Raw genomic sequence first — 19,926 nt, 5'->3', positions numbered from 1 at the left:
TTAGCCGCCTCGGCGGCCGGTGCCGACTTTGTGCAGGTCGCGTTCCTGTTTCGGCCTAGGGTCGTCGATCCGTCCGATCGACCGCCGGACATCGTCCAGGGCCATGTCGATGAGTCGCCGCGCCATCCCGAGGCGGCCGCTCGGATCGTTCTTGATCTTTGAAAGCGAATCCCTGGCGTCCAGGAGGGACAAGCCCGCCGCGTTGATGGCCTGGTCGCTCGTTTTGATCTGGCTGCTCAAAAAGTCTTGTCGCGACTGTTCGCGCACGGCCGGGATTTTTCGGAGCCGGTCGGAAAGCGGCTCGAGTCGGTGTGCGCGGCCGGCGGGCCGACCGCCGACGTTCTTCAATGCGGCCAAGTCTTCGAGGGCGAACACGATCTTGTACTTGATCTGCTGTCTCCTGCCTCCGTAGACCGGCAAGGCAGACTCCACTTGTCGTCCCGCCGACGTCAAGTCCCGCATCGCCGCGCTCAGAGCCTGCGAGGCCCGTGCATCGGTCAGCGTCGGCTCCTCTCTGTGCCGACCGTCGTCTTGGACCTGTGCCGCCGCGAACGCGACCGTCATCAGTGCAAGCCCGGTTGCGATGCTCTTCTTTACCTTTTTCGTGTTCACGGTCATCTCTCCCATACTGTTTGACGAGCCGCCCCTGTGACCGATCCCGGTCCTATCGCGAACCCCACTCCCAAAGTCCGTAACTGACCTTGTCGGAAACGGGACGTCCGACCTGTCGCAAGGTCAGCTCGAGCATGCCGCGGTGGTGGGCTTCGTGGGCCGTCAGATAGGCGACGAAGGCGGCGGCGGACGGTTTGAACCCTTTGACCCGCTGACCTTCGTCGAGGGCGGAACGAAGGAGCAAGGTCACCAGTTCTCCGCTCGACCGTAGGGACTCGGCCAAAGACGCCTTGTCGGCCGAGTCCTTGTCCACCGGTGCGAAACTCGCGAAAATCTCCGGCGCTGCCGCCTTCAGCCACATGCCGCGGACGGAGGCCATGTGCGCGAACTGGGAACGGACGGTCTTGGACTTATCGGACTTGAGGCCAAGGTCGGCTTCGTCGATCGCGTCAAGCAAGTAAAGACCGATGCGGACATTGACTTCCCACGCCTCGATGAGATCCTCTTTCAGAGCCATCGCGACATCTTACGGAACTTTGGCCCCCGACGTCCGTTCCGATATGGATATGGAACTGCAAAAGTTGCGGGCTTGGTGGGCGCACAAGCAGGCACTGGACGGTTCGCTCATGGGAAGTCCGCCGGAGACCGTCTTGGAGAAGACCGGTTGGTCGCGCTCCGTCGGGGGCGCCAACCCGTACCTGGCTCTCTGGGCCCGGTGCGGCTGTAGCCGCGAAGAGGTCGATCGGTCCGTGGCCGCGCTCCGGCTCCATGAACTCCCGAGCGCGCGAGGATGCACGTACGTCCTTCCCTCGTCGCACTTCGCGATCGGACTTTCGGCAGGTCAAGGCTTCGGCGAGGAGGCAGCGATCGGAACGGCGGTCCGGCACTTGGGAGCGACAATGGAGGAACTGCAGGCGCTCCAAGCGTCCGTCCTCGGGGCCTTGAAGGACGGTCCGCTCGACCCCGTCGGGCTCAAGGCGAGACTTGGAGACCAAGTCCGGAACTTTGGGCCGGAAGGCAAGAAGCGCGGGATCACGACAAGCCTGCCTCTGGCGCTCGGAAAACTCCAGGCGTCGGGCGAGATCCGAAGGGTCCCGCTCACCGGAAGGATCGACGGTCAACGCTACGCCTACGCTCTTTGGGCGTCCGGGCCGCGCCCTTCACTTGACGGCCGGCCGGACGCATTGAAGCGACTCGCTACGGAGTACTTCGAGTGGACAGGGCCGGCAAGGTTCAAGGAGTTCCAGTGGTTCTCGGGTCTCGGGGTCCAGGCGTCCAAGGACGCCGTAGCAGGACTCGACCTTGTCGACGTCGGAGACGGCCTGCTCCTTCACCGTCATGACTTGAAGGCCTTCCAAGGGTTCGAGGCGCCCCAGGCTCCGACCTGCGTGTTCGTCGGGCCGATCGACAACGTCTCGCACCTACGCGCCGGGCTGGCCGATTTGATCGATCCGGCCGACGGCGATCTTGCGGTCATGGGTGCGAAGTCCTCCGAAAAGCTCTCGAGTGTGACCGAACTCTCGAACCACGCCATCTACGATCGGGGCCGATTGATCGGCGTGTGGGATTTCGACCCGTCGTCTCAAGAGCTCGTCTACGCCGCGTGGTCGGGCGACCGAGACTTTGTCGCCCACCGTGCGCAAGAGACCAGGGCCTTCGTCGCCGGCCAGATCGGTGACGCCCGGACTTTCAGCCTTGACAGTCCTGTCAGCCGGAAACACAGGATCGAGGGTATCAAGGCTCTGCGAGCGGAACTGACTCCCTCATAATTCGGGACGTCATGCTCGAATTCGCGATCGTCGAACGGACTGAAAAGCCGTTCTCGGAGGCCGTCGTCGCCCTTCGAAGGGCCGTCGAGGCGAACAAGTGGGGCATTCTCGGCTCCCATGATTTCGGTGAGATCCTCGCTGGAAAAGGGCTTCCCCAAAGGGAACAGTACAAGACCCTTGAGATCTGTGCTCCCGCCCACGCCGATGCAATGTTGGCTTGGAACCCGCTCGTGGCCCTCTGCATGCCGTGCTCGGTCCTCGTTTACACGGAGAACGGAAGCACGTACATCGCTGCGCTTCGGCCAGGCAAGATCGTCCCGACCTTGTTCGGCGGAGGCGACGTGCCGACGGCGTCAGCCGACGTCATCGACGGAGAACTGCGCACCATCGTCGACGCGGCCAAGTGAAACAGTGCTCGGACAGGCTCCTCATGGTGCGTCCGGCCCACTTCGGCGTCAATCCGGAGACGGTCGAAAGCAACGTGTTCCAGGCCCGGTCGCCTGACCCTAGGACTTCGGAGGCCGCGATCAGAGAGTTCGACCGTGCGGTCGAGACTTTGGCGAGGGCAGGGGTTTCGGTGACGGTCCTTGACGACACGGCCGAACCTCGAAAGCCGGACGCGGTCTTTCCGAACAACTGGTTCTCGACGCACGAGGACGGAACGCTCGTTCTCTATCCGATGGCGTCGTCGTCCCGGCGCGCCGAACGGCGGGCACAAGACCTCGTATCACGGTTCGACGTGCAGAGGATCGTCGATCTGAGCCATTGGGAGTCGGCCGGCCGCTATTTGGAGGGGACGGGAAGCTTGGTGCTGGACCGCATCGCCCGGACAGCCTATGCGGGGCTCTCGTCGAGGACCGACCTGGCCGTCTTAGAGGACATCGCCGGACGGCTAGGGTTCACGGCCCATGTCTTTCCCACTTCCTTCCGAGGGTCGCCCGTCTACCACACGAACGTGCTGCTCTCGATCGGAGAGTCGTTCGCCGTCGTCGGGCCGACGACCGTTTCCGACCCAGCCTCGAGGGAGGCTCTGATGCGTTCGCTCCTGGAGACGGGCCGGGACGTGATCGAGCTCGATGCCGGTCAAATTGCCAGTTTTGGAGCGAACATCCTTCACGTATCATTAAAATCTGGCGGATTTGGAATCGTTTGCTCCCGATCGAGCCTCAACTGTTATCGGGCGGAACAACGTCGCGCTTTGGAACGGCACGGGAACCTGATCCCGCTCGCGATCGAGACGATCGAAAGCGTCGGAGGCGGTTCGGCCCGGTGCATGGCCGCCGAAGTGTTCCTGTCCGAGCGGACCTGAATCGGCCTCAACGCTCGTAGATTTCATTAAGTGCGGAATGTTTAGGAATTGAACAATAGACATGTACTATGCGATTAGCAAGGATTCTCTTGCTGCTGTGTTTGTCGCCCGCCGCACAGGCTCAATGGGCCGACGTCAAGAGTCTCGGATTCGGGGGAGAGCCTTCCTTGGCCGTCGATGGCAACGGAAAGGTCTTCCTGACCTGCCACATCTCGTCGCGGTTGTTCGTCAGCCCTGATTGGGGCGCGACGTTCGCCGAGAAGCAAGCCTTTATGGACGCTTGTTGCGACGTCGCCGTCGCCGCCCGTCCGAACGGCGACCTCGCCGTTTCCTACATGTCGTCCGCCTTGGACGGGATCAAGGTCTGGTCGTCGACGGACGGAGGTACGTCGATGGTCAGGGGCAACGCCTTGTCCGGCCCCTTGGACAGGGAGTGGATCGCTTACGACCGCCTGGACGGCGCCGTCCACATGGTGTATTCGAACGGGTACATCGGCGGCCCGTTGTCCCAGGGCGTTTACCATGCGAAGTCCGTCGACAACGGCCTGAACTACGTCCAAACGGGTCGGATCGACCTCTCCGTAGCACCGGACAGGGCCGTCGACCCTCACGTGGCCATCGGGGACACCGGCCGCGTCTATGCCCTTTGGGGCGTAACGAGCGACACCGACACCATCGACCGGATCGACTTTGCCTACAGCGACGACGGCGGCCTCTCGTTCACCGGTCATAAGACCCTTGGTGCGATCCAAAAGTCGCTCGGAGACTCGCAAGAACGCTGGATGTACACGTGCCTGGTCTCGGTCGGCAAGGACACCGTCTACGCGTTCTTCCATAACTATTCGGAAGTCACGGTCGCAGGATCGACCTATCGTCCGCTCCTGTTGAAGTACTGCAAGAGCACGGACGGCGGTGTCACCTTCGGTCCTGCCGTTAACGTCTTGTCCGATTTGGAGTTGACGGCTGCGATCACGAGCTATGAGTCCAAGAAACTCGGGACCTCGAACCATGCCATGTACATCCAGACGCTCGGATGGGCGTGCGCCGACCCCTTTGGCAGGGTTCATGTCGTCTGGCAGGACGATCGTGCGGGACAAGGGCTGTTCCAAGGACAAGCCTTGAACTATTGGCACGTCCGACACTCCGTCACGGCATCGGACACGTTCCTTCCATCGGACCGTGTCTCCAAGAACGTCCTCATGATGCGGCCGCCTTTGGACTTCATCAGCATGGCGGCGGACAAGCGCCACGTTTACGTTTCCTGGGTCGAGTCTCCGAACGATACGCTCGAGTGGGTGTTCAACGGAGGTCTCTTTATCGGTAAGGCGAAGAACGACGCCTTGTCCTGGACGCTTGGCCAAAGGGCTTGACAGGTTCCGACCCGAAAGGTCCGCGCACAATGAGACATGCAACACCGTCCGTCGGGCCGTCCCAAGCTGGAGGCGGCCCCCGCGGATCCGCTCGACAGGCTGAGCGAATTCAACGTCGTCTGGGAATCACCGAGCGATAGCGCGGCGGGATCGATGCCGATCGGGAACGGCGAGACAGGGGCCAACCTTTGGGTCGCTCCAGACGGCGAACTCCGACTGCTCCTCTCCCGCACCGATGCCTGGAGCGAGGCGTCGCGACTCCTGAAACTCGGAGAGGTCAGGATCCGGATCCTGCCCGCGCCCTACGCTCCGGGCGTGCCGTTTTCCCATGAACTTCGTCTGCGGGAGGGACGGGTCGACCTCCGCATGGGGCGAAGCCGACTGACGGTCTTCGTCGACTCCGGTTCCGACACCGTCCACGTTTCCGTCGAGTCCGAAGACCCGGTGACCGTCACCGCTGAACTCCGGGTCTGGCGGACAGAGCGCAAGGTCCTTAAGGGCGAAGAATTGAAGTCGAGCTGGACGATGCACTCGGCTCCAGAGTCCGTCGAAGTCTGGGAGTCCGCAGACACCGTCCTCGTTCAGGACGGACACCTTGATTGGTACCACCGGAACGAGACGTCGGTCGTGCCGTTGACGCTCGAGCATCAGGGTCTCAAAGGCGTCGAAGGTTCCGACCACGACCCTCTCCAGGGCCGGACTTTCGGGGGGACTGTCTGGGGCCGTGGCTTCACGAAGGCTTCTGAGAGGTCGATCGTCTCTGGACAGGCCCGTACGCACGCCGTGCATATCGCCACCGCCTGCATGCAGTGCGACGACCCCGCCCCGTTCCTCAAAGTCCTAGAAACCGCCCGACACCGTTCGATCGATACGAAGGCGGCCCAGGACCGTACGGCGCGATGGTGGACGTCGTTCTGGAGCAGGAGCCACGTCTTCATCGATGGGGACTCCCGATGGTCGGTGCCCGAGAACGCTCATTCGTTCCGCGCCGGCTCCGATTCCGGCGGAGGGAGCGGGTTCCACGGCCTCATGAGCGCGCTTCTCGTCCTGCCGACGGACTGGCCCGCCGTCCAGGTCAAAGCCGCAGCTGGACAGGGTGCGGTCCAAGAGTCTGCGTCCCCGCTCGATCCGACAAGCGTGACGTCCAAGGTGGATCCGGCGTCTGGACGGACTTGCTTGGTCTTCGAAGGTCGCGGAACCGTCCTCTCCGTCCCTTCGACGTTTCCGGACGGTCTGACCCTTGCGGCTTGGATCCGGCCCGACGCCTTAGGCGGTCGGATCTTCGACAAGGTCACTCCAGGAGGGTCTGACGGCTTCTTGTTCGACACCCACGGTGGCCGACTCAGAGGCATCGTTGGCGACAAGACCATCGTGGGCCCGGAATTGAAAGTCGGGACTTGGCAACACGTCGCGATGACGTACAGCGCGGAAACCGGCGCCTTGTCCCTGTTCCTCGACGGCGAGCGTGTCGCCGGGGACGGCCCGAACACCGGGACCTCGAGCTTCGTCACACAGGCCTACGTGCTGCAGAGGTACGTGACGGCCTGCGCCGGGCGTGGCCGGTACCCGATCAAGTTCAATGGTTCGATCTTTACGGTCGAACCAGGACTGAGCGGCGGCCCGGAGTTTAACGAGGACTGGCGCCGTTGGGGCGACTGTTTTTGGTGGCAGAACACGAGGTTCCCTTACGCGTCGATGCCTGCGCGGGGCGACCGCGAGATGATGGAACCGCTGTACCGGATGTTCGAAGACGTGTCCGTCCTTTGCCGCTCCCGCGCAAAGTCGTATTACGGAGCCGAGGGCGTCTACTTCCCCGAGACGATGTCCTTCTTCGGCACCTATTCGAACGGAGACTACGGTTGGGACCGGTCCGGCCACACTCCCGGCGAAGTCCTGTGCCCCTGGTGGCAATGGGCGTGGCAGCAAGGGCTAGAACTCGTCTCGCTCATGCTCGACGACTACGACGTGACTCAAGACCGGAGCTTCTTGACGCAGCGGCTCCTACCGATGGCCCGTGGAGTCTTGGCGTACTATGAGTCGCGGTTCCTCAAGGGAGCGGACGGCACCTTCGTCATCACGCCCACCCAGTCTGCCGAAACCTACTGGCACGACGTCGTGAACGACACGCCCAGCGTCGCGGGCCTGTGCACCGTATCGGCCCGGATCGCCGCGCTCGGTGCAGCGCCGGCCGAGGACCGCGAGCGGTTCGCCGCGGCATCGCGGGCGTGCCCTACCGTGCCCCGTACGGTCCGGAACGGCAAGACGGTGCTCGGCCCCGCAGAAAAGTACAAGGACGAGAGGTCCAACGTCGAGAACACGGAGTTCTATGCGATCTGGCCGTTCCGCATCTTCGGGACGGGTCGCGAGGATCTCGAAACCGCCCGCGAGACGTTCCGACAACGGATCGAGAAAGCCCGATCCGGTTGGCAATACGACGCGCAGGTCGCCGCGATCGCGGGCCTCGTCGACGATGCGAAAGCGTCCCTTTTGTCAAAAGCCGCCAATTCGAACCCGTCCCATCGGTTTCCCGCCGTGTGGGGACCGAACTACGATTGGCTCCCTGACCAGTGTCACGGAGGCAACATCTTGATCGCGGTACAGGAGATGTTGATGCAGTGCGTCGGAAAGGAGATTAGGATCCTGCCCGCTTGGCCCAAGGATTGGGACGTCTCTTTCAAGTTGCACGCACCGTTCCGGACGACCGTCGAGTGCGACGTCAAGGACGGCAAAGTCGTCAAACTGAAGGTCGAACCTTCGGCAAGGCGCCAAGACGTGGTCTCAGAACACTTTGAGATCGTCGCGAAATCGTGAACGGTAAGATATGGCCGTGAAGCGGTCGCTTATCGGTCTTTGCCTGGCGGTAGGAACAGCGTCGCTCTTCGGCTGTGCTTCTCCTTCGAACTCGACGCCCGAGTTCGACGTCCGGTCGGGTGACGGAGCACCTGAGTTCGGATCCTCGGAGGCTTTGAAATCGTACAGCGGGTTCGTCGTCGGACACTGGGCGCTGACGGACTATGTCGATCCTGAATTCGCCAAGCAGCTCGGTATCGGAGCCCTGTCCCAACAAATGGCCGATCAGCCCGTCTCGAACGTCTTCGACTTCGCTTCGGACGGAACGTTCGTCTATCGAAGGATGAAAGCGGAATGGAAGGTCGCCGGAAAATGGGCCGAAAACGGACAGGGCCTGACGCTCACCTACGAATCGTTCAACGGAAAACCGCTGCAGCAAGCGCAGGAAGAGTCCCGAAAGGCGGCTGAAGGAGGCACCCAAGCCGGTGTCGCCCAAGACCTGTTCATGGACCAACTGACGGCCGAGATGCAAAAGCTCACCGTCCTGCGGCTCGCGTCGAACAAGCGGATGCTCGTCTTCACGGCGCCGGAAGGCGGACAAGTCCAACTGGCGGCCGGAACCGCCCTTGAGAGACTCCAGCAGTCCGCAACGAAATAGGCGCGCCCGATCCGGGCGCGCCACACTTCTGACAGCGTTGAACGGGATTACTTGACGAGGCCGCTGATGGCTTCGCACATTTCGCCGCAAGCCTTGTCGTCGAGCTTCACGTTCACGAACTTGTTGGCGACGGTCCAATCCCTGTAGAGCAAGAACGTGTTCTTGACCGAGCTATCGGTGTTGATCTTGTAGGCTTTGATCGCTTCATGGTTCGGTGCGATCAGGCTGATCGCCACGTCCTTGACCTTCCCGAGGTCGAGGGCCTTGCCGATCTGCATCTTCGTGGCAGCCTTGTCGTTCGTGAGGACGACGATCATCGCCTTGAACTCCTGGGCCTTGTGCGAATCGATGTTGGCCTGCAGGCTTTCTGCGATCTTGGCGACGTTCTTCATGTCGTCGTTGTTGACCCAGACTTGGATCGCGGGCCGTTTTCCGAACGTGCAGGGGAAGCACTTGTCGGTTCCCTTAAGCGGGCCGTTGATATGGTCCGGATGGAACGGGGTCACGCTTTCGCCTTTGGCGAGGCCGGATTCGACTCCGTTCAGGGCCATGACGGGCAGGGCGACAATGGCGGCGACTGCCGCGACGAGAACGACTTTAGTCATAGAACCAATCCTCGGGCACGGACGTCCGGCCCACTAAGACAAATACCACGGACTTGACGAAAAGTTCCCCTTGGACGTCCAGAACGGCCCCTTAGACCCCTCTAAGAATGTGTCAAACCCGCTTCTTGGGCTTGACCTCGACCTTCAGGGCGGTATAGCCGTCGATCTCGAAGTGATCGACCCTGATCGTGTGACGCCCCTTCGCCAAGTTCAGATCGCGCGTGTACTGGGTGGGTGCCTGCCAGTGCCATTCGTCGATCACCTGCTTCCCGTCGACCCAGACCCGGACGCCGTCGTCGGCGGTCACGTTCAACGTGAAGGGCCCGGCTCCCGTCTCGAACGTGCCTTCGGCCTTCGTCGCGAACCTGTCGGCTGGAACCCCCTGGCGTGGCGATCCGCCGGTCGCGAAACTGAGTTCTGTGTCCGCATATGTCGCGACCGGCCCACCCTCCAAGGTTTTGGCAAAGGCCTCCGGCTCCGTGCGAGGGTCGCTTCCCTGCGCCCATGTCCAGAAGCGGACCGTCCAGGCGATCGGAAGGAAAGACTTCGACCAACCGAACGTCACCGGTCGACCCTTAGGCGTAAAGACGCCTCGGTGGTCGACCGTCGCTCCTCCGACGTACGCCAGTTCGATGTCGATGTCCTGGGACGTGGCAGGCCATTGGGCCGTGACTTTGCCAGGGACCGAGCCGGAACGCGCGGTCAACGTGACTCCTGGAGTCGCCGACTTCAGCTTCCAAGTCCCCGTCGGGCCCAGGATCTCGAACGTCCTGCCCTCGGTGGCGGAGGACGTCTGGCGACCGTCCGGCTCGATCGCCGTCGAGCTGGCTGCGACCTTGCCGCGTGGCCAGAGGAGCGGTCGGCGGAAATCATAGGGCCCCCATTCGTCGACAAGGATGTAGCGCCGTCCGCGGATGGAGCCTTGCGGAATGAAGGGGTCTTGGCCGTCGTCAAGCGGCTCGACGTGGTACTTGGCGACCGCTTTGAGGTCTTCCAACCCCTCTTTCAACCCTTCTTCCTGGGCTTCTTCGATCGCGTGCTCCAAGTCGCGCATCCCGAACCACACGCCGAACGAAGCCAGGTACGCCTTCAACCCTTCGGGTTCGCTGGAGACGTTGGCGTTGCCGCCCCGGGTCATCCATGGCGCCTTGACGGTCGTGTCGTTCTTCGAGAAGACGTTGTCGCGGAACGCGACGCCCACGTACGTCGGCTCCGTGTCGTCGCCGAACACGCTGTTCGAACCGACGATCGTCCCGTTTTGCTCGCCGCTGAAGACGAACGCCTTTTTCGACTGGTTGACGGTGTTCTTTTGGACTTTCACGTCCGTTCCCGAACCGAGGACGACGGCTGCTTCCGTCAGGCCGTTGAAGTTGTTCTGAAGGACGACCGAGCCGAAGTTCCGCGTGTCCTTATGCTTCGGATAGCCCCAGTTCGGATCCGGCTTCCCGGCGTTCTGCCACAGGTAGACGCCCAGCGTGTCTCCGTCGAAGGAGTTCAGCCAGAGCGTGTTCTTCTGCCCGTGCTCGATCGCGACGGCCTCGCCGTTCAAAGCGAAGACGTTGGCAATGATCTTGGTGTCGTAGCTGTACCCTCCCCAGATCCCGTGCCAGCAATCGATCAGCCGGTTCATGACGAAGGCGTTGCGGCTGAAGGTCGCTTCGATGGCGTTCGCCGGCGAATGGCTGAAGTCGTTGCCGTACAGCAGGTTGTCGTTACACCCGCCCTCGCCCGTGTCCATCGTATGCTGCCCGGCCCAAAGGAAGAAGCCGTCGCCGCCGTGGGTCGCCGAGTTGTAGGCGAAAACGTTGCGCATGCACTGCTCGAAGACCAGGATGCCGGCCGAGTCCTGGCCTCTGTTATAGACGCCGTGCGAGTAACCACGCACGCACCAGTCCATCTTGTTGTGCATGACTTTGTTGTCGGAAGACCTGTACATTCCTAGGCCCAGACCGGAGTTGAACGAGAGGTCGCAGTTCCAGACCTTGCCGAAGTCGCACCGGGTCAGCATCAGTCCGCACTGTCCACCCGTCACGCGTAAGTTCTTGACTTCGAACTTATCGCAATCCTCGAGATAAGCGCCCGCTCCATAACGGAACCACTCGCGATTCTCGTTCTTGTGAAAGCTCATCCAGTCCGCAGTGTCCTCCTTCTCGGTATCGCTGAGGAGGTGCTGCTTCCAGTTATAGGAAAAGTCGCAGTCGATCAGCCGCAGACCTTGACAACCCTTCGCGAAGAGGCCGACTTTGTACCCGCGGATCCGAAGGTTCTTGATGGTGACGTTCTCTCCCGTCACCAAGACCCCGAGGCCTTTTCGGGCGTCCGGTTCGACGGACGGATCCGCCCCTTGTAGCGTGGCGCCGCGAAAATCGACCGTGATCCCCTTTCCCTTGACCGTGATCGCGGCCTTCGACCAAGATTCGTCCGCGTTCGGCAACCGATAAACGCGGGGCGCGACGACCGTCGTGCGGCTGATGACGGTGCCTGTCTTGAGGGCGGTCTGAGGTGCCGGCGACACGAGCGCCGCGAGGAAGGGCATGACCCCATTCTGGCACCTTCGGGTGACCGGCCCTACTTGATGCTGCCGATCGTCACGCCCTTGACAAAGTGTCGCTGAAGGAGCAAGAACACGATCAGGCACGGCAGTAGCGTGACGACCGCGGCCGTCATTTGAAGCGGCCAGTTCTGTCCTTGGTAGGAGTCCTTGAAGATGCTCAGGCCGACTTCGAGGGTCCTCATTTCCAACGACGACGTCGCGATCAAAGGCCAGAAGAAGTCTGTCCATGTGGCGATGAAGGCGAAAGCGCCCAGAGTCGCAAGCGCGGCCCGGCTCATCGGCACGGTCAGCCGCGAGTAGATCGTCCAATCGCCGGCCCCATCGATCCGAGCCGCTTCGTCCAGTTCGAACGGGATCTGGCTGAAGAACTGCCGGAGGAGGAAGACCCCGAACGCGCTGCCGACCCCGGGAACGATCAGTGCGGCATAGGTATCGAGCCACCCCATGCCACGTAGCATCAGAAAGACGGGGATCTGGGTCACCGTCCCCGAGAACATCATGCTCAGCAGGAAGAGCGTGAAGAGGGGTTCCTTGAACCGGAACTTGAGCCTGGCGAACGCATAGGCCGCCATCGAGCACACCACGAGCTGGCCGAGGACGACACCGCCCGCCACGAGCACCGAATTCAAAAAGAACCGGAAGACGGGGACCTGGGGAGAGAGGACGACCGTGCGGTAGTTCTCCCAATGCGGTTTCTCAGGGATTAGCTTGGAGACCTCAGGGATCGCAGACTTGCTCTCCTGAAGGCTCACGAGGACCATCCAGACGAACGGCGCCATCAGGAACAGGGCGATCAGCGTGAGCACCGCATAGCGAAGGACCGTTTTCATCCCGCCGAGTACCCCTCCAACTGCCGCCGCATCATGCGGTACTGGACAAGCGCGACCGAGCCGACGACGACCAACAACAGGAACGACTGGGCCGACGCGGTCGAGACGTGGAACTTCTTCCAGGCTTCCACGAACACGTGGTAGCCGACGACGTCGGTCGAGTCGAGCGGCCCGCCTTTGGTCATCATGTAAACGGGCGTGAAAAGCTGGAAGGCCGTGATCGTGCCCGTGACAAGCACGAACACGTTCGTCGGCGCGAGCATCGGCCACGTCACGTTCCAGAACCGTGACCAAGCACCCGCACCGTCCAGCTCGGCCGCCTCGTACAGCGAAGGCGGGACGCCGAGCAACCCGGCGACATAGATGATCATCCTGGGGCCGAGCCCCGTCCAGACGCTCATGAACGCGAGCGCCGGCATCGCCCAGCCTGTCTCGTTGAGAAAGTCCACGCTCTTGACCCCGAACAGCGAGGTCGTCGCGTTGATCAGACCGTTCCCGGGCAGGAACATGTAGATCCACAGCATCGAGACCGCGACCATGCTGCTGATCGCAGGGATGTAATAGAGCGTCCGGAACAGCCCCATCCCCTTGAGCTGCGACGCGAGCGGCATCGCGACCAAGAGCGCTACGGCCATGCCGGCAGGCACACTGAGCGCAGCGAACTTCGCGGAGTTCAACATCGCGTTCCAGAACGGCGGGTCTTGAAGCACTTCCTGGTACTTGCCGAACCCGACGAACGGCATCGTCCCCTTGAGGATCCGCCAATCGAAGAGGCTGACGACGAAGGCGTAGACGATCGGCACCACCGCGAAGACGAGCAGGTGCAAGGCCGCAGGCGCGACGAAGGCCCAGGCCGAACGCGACCTTCTCACCGCCGTGAGAACTCCAGGTCGATGTCCCGCGCCGCTTTCGCGAACGCCTCCTTCACAGGCACGCCGTTCTTCAGCACCGCGTCCATCGCCTTTTGACAGTTGTCCTCGACGCGGTCGTACCCCTCGACCCTCGAACCCCACGGCGGGCGCGCCGAAGGCACGATCCGCTGGAACGCACGGTTCCGCTCGACCGCACGCGGCGACAGAGTCTTGTCCGCGAGCTTCGCCTCCTCCACGTCCTTTCTCGCGCTCACCGCGATGCCGCTCGTGTTGTACTTCGACTGCACCCCGTGCCCGGTCCAATACTTGATGAACTCCCAGGCCTTCTGCGGGTGCTTGCACGACCCTCCGATACCGAGCCCCGCCTCGTACATCACCGTCTCGGAGCGGTCGAGTTCCGTCGGCAGCTCGACCACGACCACGTCTTCCAGGTCCACCTCCTGCGAGGCGGCGAGCCCGACCAGGAACCAGTGCCCCACGACCTTCATCGACGCCCGCCCCGTCGCGAAATAGTCCACCCCGGCCGCCGCCGTCTGGCTGAGCGACGGCGACACCTTGTGCTTCGAGACCAGGTCCGCGACGAAACCGATCGCCTCGATGCTCTTCTCCGAGTCCAAAAACCCGCTCGCCCGAGCGCCGTCCGGCGAGAGCACATCGGCGCCGTGGTTCCACAGGAACGTGACCCACCCCGGCATCCAGTTCGCGAACTCGAAGCCGAACCGATCGGCCGTGGTCAGGGCCTTCGCCTTCTCAAGGAACTCCGCGTGCGACCACTTTCCCTCCGGCAAGGGCACGCCGGCCTCGCGGAAGTGGCGCGCGTTGCAATAGAGGACCATCGGAGTGAAGTCGATCGGCACCGCGAAGAGCCCCTTCCCGCGTCGGGCGATGTCGACCACGTTCGGGAAGAAACCGTCGAGGTCGAACGTTGGGTCCGATTCGGCGAAGGGCGTCAGGTCGGCGAGGAGACCGTTATCGATGAAGACGGCGGCGCTGCTCGCGTCGATCGTGACGACATCGGGCATCGCCCCCGCGATGTGGTCGAGCAACAGCTTGCTGACGTACTCCTGGCTGCCCGGAACGAGTTCGACACGGACCCGTGAGGTGGGGTCGTGGTCGGAATATCTGTCATAGAGCGACCGGACCATCTTGAAATAATCGCTGTCGTCCCCGGCCCCGCCCCAGTTCGCGACACGGATCACGGTCCGACCGTCGTCGGAGGCCCGGCAGCCGAGCGGCAGCGTCGCAGCGGCCGTCATCCAGGCGAGGGCCTGGCGTCGCGTCATGTCCGAGGTTGTACCTGCCCGATGCGTCATCGGCCCACCTGCCGTCGGCCGGCCCTGCTCGCCCAGACAGGATCTTGGGTACGTGAGGTCACCAGGGCCGGTCACTTTCACTCCGGGAGCGGTCCGTAGCACTCCGAGAGCGGTCCGTAGCACTCCAGGAGCGGTCCGTAGCACTCCGGTAGCGGTCCGTAGCACTCCGAGAGCGGTCCGTAACACTCCGGGAGCGGTCCGTAGCACTCCGGAAGCGGTCCGTAGCACTCTGGCCCGTGATTTCCTCACTCATCGAGAGGATGGTCAGGCGATAAGCCCGGTCCTTTTCGATCCCAACGTTGTCCCGCGGGAGCGGATTGGGGCCGGATTGGGAGCCGGACAGGCGCTACCGGTGCACGGTCGCCCAGACTTCGCGCTTGGAATCGAGGTCGCGCACCTGTTTCCTGCCCGGAACGATGTCGAGATAAAGCGTCGCGATCTCGTGCGGCCGCATGGTGAAGGTCAATCGGGCGGCTTCGATCCCGAACCGACTCAGCCCGTCGGCGTCGGAACTCAAGAGTCGGTCATCCCCTCTCTCGGGCCGCAGCTCCTCCTGGATTTCGCCCATGAGATCGGTCTTGAAGGCCCCTTCGACGGGCCCGGCGACGTTGAGGACGACGGTGGTCCCCAGACCGTCGAATTCGACGAGCCGGAGGACGTACGGGTAGCCCATGCCCCGGCCCGCATACCTTTCGAGTCCCCTCCCGGAGGGGTCTTCGGACTCCCGGTACAAGGCGGTCGCGACAACGTTGGGCGTCGAAACTTGACAAAAGCTGAAGTCGCTCGGGATCGGGCGGTCTGCTAGTCCAGAGGCGACGCGCGGCCGCTTCTGCAACGGATGGTCGTCCCTCGCATGGTCTTGCCTGCCCGACAACAGCCATCCGAGGCGGATCCGCTCACTGTCCACAAGCGGCCCGTGGAGCGTGAGGCGGTAGGCGGCCCGGCTTTCGAGGACGGCCTCGTCCCCGTCCCAGGGGTCGCGGACGAGCAAGACGTTTTCAAAACCTTCGTCCGTGCGGAACCATTGTTGCGAGCCGTCGTGGGACACGAGGAGGCCGTCGCCGTTCTCGTCGACGAAGTCGACGAAGCTCGAGGACGTGAAGGCGCCCTCGACCTGTTCGAACCATTGCGGGCTCGTCATCCAGTCGCCCTCCGGGTACTTGCGACGGCCGGACGATCCCTTTCCGACTTCCGCGACGCTGTAAGGCGAATCGGCGAACACCTTGTGGACGGGGAACGGGGGACGCCACCGGCACTTCACTCCGCCTGCATATCCCGGGTCGATCGTCATTGGGTCTCCTGGCATCAAATCGGAGCCAGGCTCGACGCTGACGACGACCTCGAGGCTTCCCGATTCGGGGCGTGGAAGGTACCAAACGCCGAAGTCGCCCTGGCTTCCGAACATGACGAAGAGCTCGTTCCCGGGACCGTTGTGTTCCATGGGACGGTAGAGCCCTTGTGCGACTCGCGCTTCTCCGTTTTCGCCCCATGAAAAGTGCGGCCAAGCCCCGTCTTCGAACGTGAGGGCGTGTTCGCCTCTCCGGAGGCGGAGGAGCCCGCCCGTCTTGCGAGATACGGCGCATTCGAACTCGCCCGAGCGGAAGACCGCTGCGTCCCCTTCCGTCGTCCAAGCCGCACGTTCGGGCCCGCTTGGTCCGAAATCCACGGAGTAGCCCCAGGCCGGGACTGGAGGGGCCTGACCGGTTCGAGGGACAGGTCGCGCGAGCCCGTTAAAGGTCAGGCCCGTGGCGCCCGCCGGTAGCCTAGCGCCGAGGTGGCCGACCGGATCGTTCGTGTCCAAGGCGGTCTCGACGTACCCCATTTGAGCTTCCGCGACGTGACCGCACAGGCCCTCACACTCGTGGTTGTCGTGGTGTTGTGCGGCGAGGAGCATCCTCCAGCACTCCTCGAGTTCCCAGACCGGATAGACGTCCCAGGGCTTATAGGGTCGGCCGAACAGTCCGAGGATCGCCCAAGCGGCCTCTGACGTCAGGATTCGGCGTTCCAGTGCGGCCGACTTTCGGACGTGCCTGTCCCCGTTTTTCCCGAGCGTCATGCCGTGCCAGACGTCTTCGAGACCGTAGCGACGCACGGGAACCTCGCCCGCCGCCGGTCTGACGCCGTCCAGATACTCTCCCAGAGTCGCGAAGGTGACGTCGAACCGGTCGTCCTTCAGTCCGAGCAGCTTCGGCAGCATGATTTCGGACCGGCACATCCAGTCCGGCGACGGCATGAGTTCCAGCCATTGGAGGATGAGGGGTTCCGGAGCCCCCTCCTCGTGTGCAGGGGATGGTTCGTGCCCCGAACATGAGGAGGGGGTCGGGGGTGGAGCGGCGCCCGAACCGCGCCTCGGCGCGTCCCTTGGATCTTCCGCCAGCTCGTCCAAGAGGATCTGGAAGTCCTCCGGCCATTGGTGGAGGTTCATTCGGTTCCGAGTGGCAGTCAGAAGGCGCGTGCCGTCGACGCCTTCCCACCAGACCACGGGCCCGTCCTCGAACGGGACTTCGGGCGTGTGCCAGGTCCACTGGAAGTAGAGCGACGCTCCCGACATCCCGACGCCCGACAACATTTGCGGCAATTGGGGGAAAAAGTCGAACTCCTCTTCCCAGAACGTCTTCGGCCGGACGCCGAGCAGCCGCATCACGGTCCGGACGCCATAGACCCGTTGTCGGACGTTCGACTCGCCACCATGGAAGAGCCCGTACGGTTGGCCGTAAGAACACCCGACCGGTTCGACGACGCCGTCCTGGACCGCCTCGCACAAGGCCCGCAGGGCCTCCGGTGCTTCTGCCGCGAGTTTCTCGTAGCCGATCCCGTCGAAATTGACGCACCCTTTGGCGCCGGTCTCGTGGCAGTACCGGAGCATGTCGGCCACAGAGCCGGGCAAGACACGGTAGCCCCACAGCCACTCCATGTCCACCCAATGCATGTGGTTGCCGAAGGTGTACGTCAGAGGGATCTTGTCGGGCACGAAATCAGTTTGAAGGATCGGGGCCGCCAGAGGCGACGGCCCCAATCTGGAGGACTAGGATCCGACCTGGACGGCCCAGCGGCTCCCATCGAGAGCTGTCGCCGTGAACACTTTGTGGGCCGGGATCGAAATCGCGCCGTTGGCCGGTCCGCCGTTGATGGAGCCTCCGCTTGCGGGCCAAAGGACAACGGCGCTGTTCCCGTCCGCGTACCCACGGACGACCAGTCCGGACGACGCGACCGGGAGGGTCACACCTTTCGTGCCGTTCGCCCCGAGGATGTCTGAGAACGGGCTCGTCAACGTGACCGATCCTTGGCCGGTCCCTGCGTTCACGGTCCCGACCTTGATCCGCATGTTCCCGTTGGTGTCGACCGAAAAGACCTCGCCCTTGTTCGTGGACGGGTCTGCGTTCGACGAATCGACGAGCCGCAATAAGGGCGCCGCCTGCCCGGCGATCCCTTTGCCTACGATGCTGGGCCGGTTCGTGGAACTGCTACTGACCACGATTCCCGCCATGTTGCCCGCGTTCGAAGAGTTGATCGAAACGGCCCCTCCACCGTTCGAACCCGTGTCGTAGAGCCGGAGGAAATCGCTGGCCGTCGCGACGCTCATGGCGCACTGCATGGGACTGAGCGTGGCCCACCTCCCGACGCCTGTGATCCCCCGTGACCCGATTTGGATCACAGAGTTTTGGGCGCCTTGCGCTTGGATGTCGATGAGGGTGTTCTCGGTGGAGTTGCCCGAGTGCTGGAACCCGTTGATGGCGCCCCCGCCGGAGCCGCTCCAGCCGATCTGGGCAAACCTCGTCCCTGCGATCCCACCGACCGGAGCGACGAACTCGAAGTTCGCTCCCCATGGTTGCGATGCGGCGCTGATCGACGATCCCGTGACTTGACCGAAGTCCGGTGCGTAGTTGATGTTGATCGGCCTGTATTCCTGTCCAGGATTGCCTTGGGTCGTCCGGAACGACAAGTACCACTCCATTTGGCGGTAATAGGTCGGCGGTACGAGGTAGTTGGTCTCAAGGACGACGCCTGCCGTCGGCTCATTGGCCATCAGCTTAAGGCCCGCCGTGTTCCCGAGGTTGTACGCGCCGACGGCCACGATCGGGTCGAGGTTCGGATGGTCCGGATCGGTGAACGCTGAGACGCCGGTCAGGAAAGGCACGAGCATCGACCAGGACGGAACGTGATAGTCGCCCTTCGCCAAGATCCTGACGCCACAGTAAGGATAGGCGTGCGTCATGTCCTGCAACTGTCCGTTAAGAAACTGGTCTTGATAGGGGAACGTAAAAATGTAAGGGACCAGCGGTTGGCCGCCGACGGACTGTGACAGTGCCGGAGCGGGCAGGGAGGCGAAGACGCCCCACATCACGGGGGCCAGGGCGCGGCGCGCGACGTTACGAATCTTCATAGAACAGTCCCTGAAACGAGAATCGTCATGCGAACCAATCGTTCGCGTGAACGTTCGTTAGATTACTCCAGGTGCGCCGTCCGGCGCAGGCACGTTCGCCCTTTGCGACAAAACCGGCAATTCGATCACTTGAGGCATAAAAAGGGCCGGATCATTGTGATCCGGCCCTGCCGTTCGACGGTCGTCCGGCTTTAGCCGATGCCGCCGTTACCCTCTTCGAACTTGAAGGGGGCGCCTTCCATCTTCTTGAGTTGGGCCTTCTGTTCGTCGGTGAGGACGCCGTTCAGCTTTTCCTTCAAGGTTTCCTGGTTCTTCGTCATGATCGTGCGCATCTCATCACGGTCGATTTCTTGGTTGCGCATTTTTTCCATGAGGCCCTGCTGGGCTTCAGCCTGAGCCGCCATGATCTCTTTGACCTTCGCCTTCTGGTCGTCGGTCATGTTGAGGTCTTTCTGCACGTCCGCGTTCGTGATCGAACGGGCGCCTTCGCGTTGGATCCAGAGTTCCTTGAGCCGCTTCTGCTGGTCGGCGGTCAGGACCGCATTGGTCTGCTTGTCCGACTCGGCCCGCATCTTCTGCATCTCGGCCATCATGGCTTCACGGTCACCGCCGCCACCGCCGTTCTGGAACATCTCGCGCATCTTTTCCTGCATGGCTTGACGCATCTCGTCCAGCTTGGACTTCTGCTCGCTCGTGAGCTTGATCTCCTTCTGGACGTCTTCGCGCATCAACAGCATCGTCGGGCCGCCGCCACCGGGGCCGCCCATTCGCATTCCGCGGCCACCGCCGCCCTGCGCCATCGAGAGAGCAGCCGCGCCGATCATGGCTGCGACCGCAAGGGTTCGAATGATCTTGTTCAT

At 62.8% G+C, this 19,926-nt stretch carries 16 protein-coding genes; 6 read left to right on the top strand and 10 right to left on the bottom strand.

Annotated elements, in window-relative coordinates:
• Both JST30_07970 and JST30_07965 read right to left on the bottom strand, forming a co-directional pair.
• Positions 1 to 612: a hypothetical protein gene (locus JST30_07970; GenBank protein MBS1714260.1), complete on the bottom strand. Its 612-nt coding sequence runs from the start codon at positions 610 to 612 to the stop codon at positions 1 to 3.
• 52 nt (positions 613 to 664) lie between these two features.
• Positions 665 to 1,129 (bottom strand): hypothetical protein, encoded by a 465-nt coding sequence (locus JST30_07965; protein MBS1714259.1) that lies wholly within the window; start codon positions 1,127 to 1,129, stop codon positions 665 to 667.
• Between the two features lie 49 nt (positions 1,130 to 1,178).
• Here JST30_07965 and JST30_07960 point away from each other — a divergent pair, with 49 nt between their 5' ends.
• The 6 genes from JST30_07960 to JST30_07935 all read left to right on the top strand — a co-directional run bounded on the left by JST30_07960 (position 1,179) and on the right by JST30_07935 (position 8,508).
• Positions 1,179 to 2,381 carry a winged helix DNA-binding domain-containing protein gene (locus JST30_07960; GenBank protein ID MBS1714258.1) on the top strand — a complete coding sequence of 401 codons (1,203 nt, stop codon included), beginning with the start codon at positions 1,179 to 1,181 and terminating at the stop codon, positions 2,379 to 2,381.
• 11 nt (positions 2,382 to 2,392) lie between these two features.
• Complete coding sequence (locus tag JST30_07955; protein MBS1714257.1) at positions 2,393 to 2,788, top strand: DUF302 domain-containing protein; 396 nt, start codon at positions 2,393 to 2,395, stop codon at positions 2,786 to 2,788.
• Positions 2,785 to 3,690, top strand: a complete 906-nt coding sequence (locus JST30_07950; protein ID MBS1714256.1) for an amidinotransferase — start codon at positions 2,785 to 2,787, stop codon at positions 3,688 to 3,690. The genes JST30_07955 and JST30_07950 overlap by 4 nt, the downstream gene beginning before the upstream one ends.
• Positions 3,691 to 3,758: 68 nt before the next feature.
• Positions 3,759 to 5,060: an exo-alpha-sialidase gene (locus JST30_07945; GenBank protein MBS1714255.1), complete on the top strand. Its 1,302-nt coding sequence runs from the start codon at positions 3,759 to 3,761 to the stop codon at positions 5,058 to 5,060.
• A gap of 36 nt (positions 5,061 to 5,096) precedes the next feature.
• Positions 5,097 to 7,871, top strand: a complete 2,775-nt coding sequence (locus tag JST30_07940) for a LamG domain-containing protein (protein MBS1714254.1) — start codon at positions 5,097 to 5,099, stop codon at positions 7,869 to 7,871.
• Positions 7,872 to 7,887: 16 nt separating this feature from the next.
• Positions 7,888 to 8,508, top strand: a complete 621-nt coding sequence (locus JST30_07935) for a hypothetical protein (protein ID MBS1714253.1) — start codon at positions 7,888 to 7,890, stop codon at positions 8,506 to 8,508.
• A 47-nt stretch (positions 8,509 to 8,555) separates the two neighbouring features.
• Here JST30_07935 and JST30_07930 read toward each other — a convergent pair whose 3' ends face one another.
• From JST30_07930 to JST30_07895, 8 genes are all read right to left on the bottom strand, one after another.
• A complete protein-coding gene (locus JST30_07930; GenBank protein MBS1714252.1) occupies positions 8,556 to 9,113 on the bottom strand; it encodes a hypothetical protein in 558 nt (185 codons plus the stop codon).
• 112 nt (positions 9,114 to 9,225) lie between these two features.
• Positions 9,226 to 11,649 carry a right-handed parallel beta-helix repeat-containing protein gene (locus JST30_07925; protein MBS1714251.1) on the bottom strand — a complete coding sequence of 808 codons (2,424 nt, stop codon included), beginning with the start codon at positions 11,647 to 11,649 and terminating at the stop codon, positions 9,226 to 9,228.
• 32 nt (positions 11,650 to 11,681) lie between these two features.
• Positions 11,682 to 12,497, bottom strand: coding sequence for a carbohydrate ABC transporter permease (locus JST30_07920; GenBank protein ID MBS1714250.1), 816 nt, complete (start codon positions 12,495 to 12,497; stop codon positions 11,682 to 11,684).
• Positions 12,494 to 13,369 carry a sugar ABC transporter permease gene (locus JST30_07915; protein ID MBS1714249.1) on the bottom strand — a complete coding sequence of 292 codons (876 nt, stop codon included), beginning with the start codon at positions 13,367 to 13,369 and terminating at the stop codon, positions 12,494 to 12,496. The genes JST30_07920 and JST30_07915 overlap by 4 nt, the downstream gene beginning before the upstream one ends.
• The gene (locus JST30_07910) at positions 13,366 to 14,652 is read right to left on the bottom strand and encodes an extracellular solute-binding protein (GenBank protein MBS1714248.1); all 1,287 of its coding nucleotides are present in this window, start codon (positions 14,650 to 14,652) and stop codon (positions 13,366 to 13,368) included. Before JST30_07910 ends, JST30_07915 begins: the two co-directional genes overlap by 4 nt.
• A 376-nt stretch (positions 14,653 to 15,028) precedes the next feature.
• Positions 15,029 to 17,653: a hypothetical protein gene (locus JST30_07905; protein MBS1714247.1), complete on the bottom strand. Its 2,625-nt coding sequence runs from the start codon at positions 17,651 to 17,653 to the stop codon at positions 15,029 to 15,031.
• Between the two features lie 54 nt (positions 17,654 to 17,707).
• Positions 17,708 to 19,066, bottom strand: coding sequence for a hypothetical protein (locus tag JST30_07900; protein ID MBS1714246.1), 1,359 nt, complete (start codon positions 19,064 to 19,066; stop codon positions 17,708 to 17,710).
• A gap of 191 nt (positions 19,067 to 19,257) precedes the next feature.
• Positions 19,258 to 19,926, bottom strand: coding sequence for a hypothetical protein (locus tag JST30_07895; GenBank protein MBS1714245.1), 669 nt, complete (start codon positions 19,924 to 19,926; stop codon positions 19,258 to 19,260).

The organism is Armatimonadota bacterium, assembly GCA_018268395.1.
In the GTDB taxonomy this organism is placed as follows: domain Bacteria; phylum Armatimonadota; class Fimbriimonadia; order Fimbriimonadales; family Fimbriimonadaceae; genus JAEURO01.
This window is presented reverse-complemented; position numbering and strand designations above follow the sequence as displayed.

Coding starts and splice junctions, on each gene's coding strand:
- JST30_07965 (MBS1714259.1), bottom strand. CDS start 1,129: ATGGCTCTGAAAGAGGATCTCATCGAGGCGTGGGAAGTCAATGTCCGC.
- JST30_07960 (MBS1714258.1), top strand. CDS start 1,179: ATGGAACTGCAAAAGTTGCGGGCTTGGTGGGCGCACAAGCAGGCACTG.
- JST30_07955 (MBS1714257.1), top strand. CDS start 2,393: ATGCTCGAATTCGCGATCGTCGAACGGACTGAAAAGCCGTTCTCGGAG.
- JST30_07945 (MBS1714255.1), top strand. CDS start 3,759: ATGCGATTAGCAAGGATTCTCTTGCTGCTGTGTTTGTCGCCCGCCGCA.
- JST30_07940 (MBS1714254.1), top strand. CDS start 5,097: ATGCAACACCGTCCGTCGGGCCGTCCCAAGCTGGAGGCGGCCCCCGCG.
- JST30_07930 (MBS1714252.1), bottom strand. CDS start 9,113: ATGACTAAAGTCGTTCTCGTCGCGGCAGTCGCCGCCATTGTCGCCCTG.
- JST30_07925 (MBS1714251.1), bottom strand. CDS start 11,649: ATGCCCTTCCTCGCGGCGCTCGTGTCGCCGGCACCTCAGACCGCCCTC.
- JST30_07920 (MBS1714250.1), bottom strand. CDS start 12,497: ATGAAAACGGTCCTTCGCTATGCGGTGCTCACGCTGATCGCCCTGTTC.
- JST30_07910 (MBS1714248.1), bottom strand. CDS start 14,652: ATGACGCGACGCCAGGCCCTCGCCTGGATGACGGCCGCTGCGACGCTG.
- JST30_07900 (MBS1714246.1), bottom strand. CDS start 19,066: ATGAAGATTCGTAACGTCGCGCGCCGCGCCCTGGCCCCCGTGATGTGG.
- JST30_07895 (MBS1714245.1), bottom strand. CDS start 19,926: ATGAACAAGATCATTCGAACCCTTGCGGTCGCAGCCATGATCGGCGCG.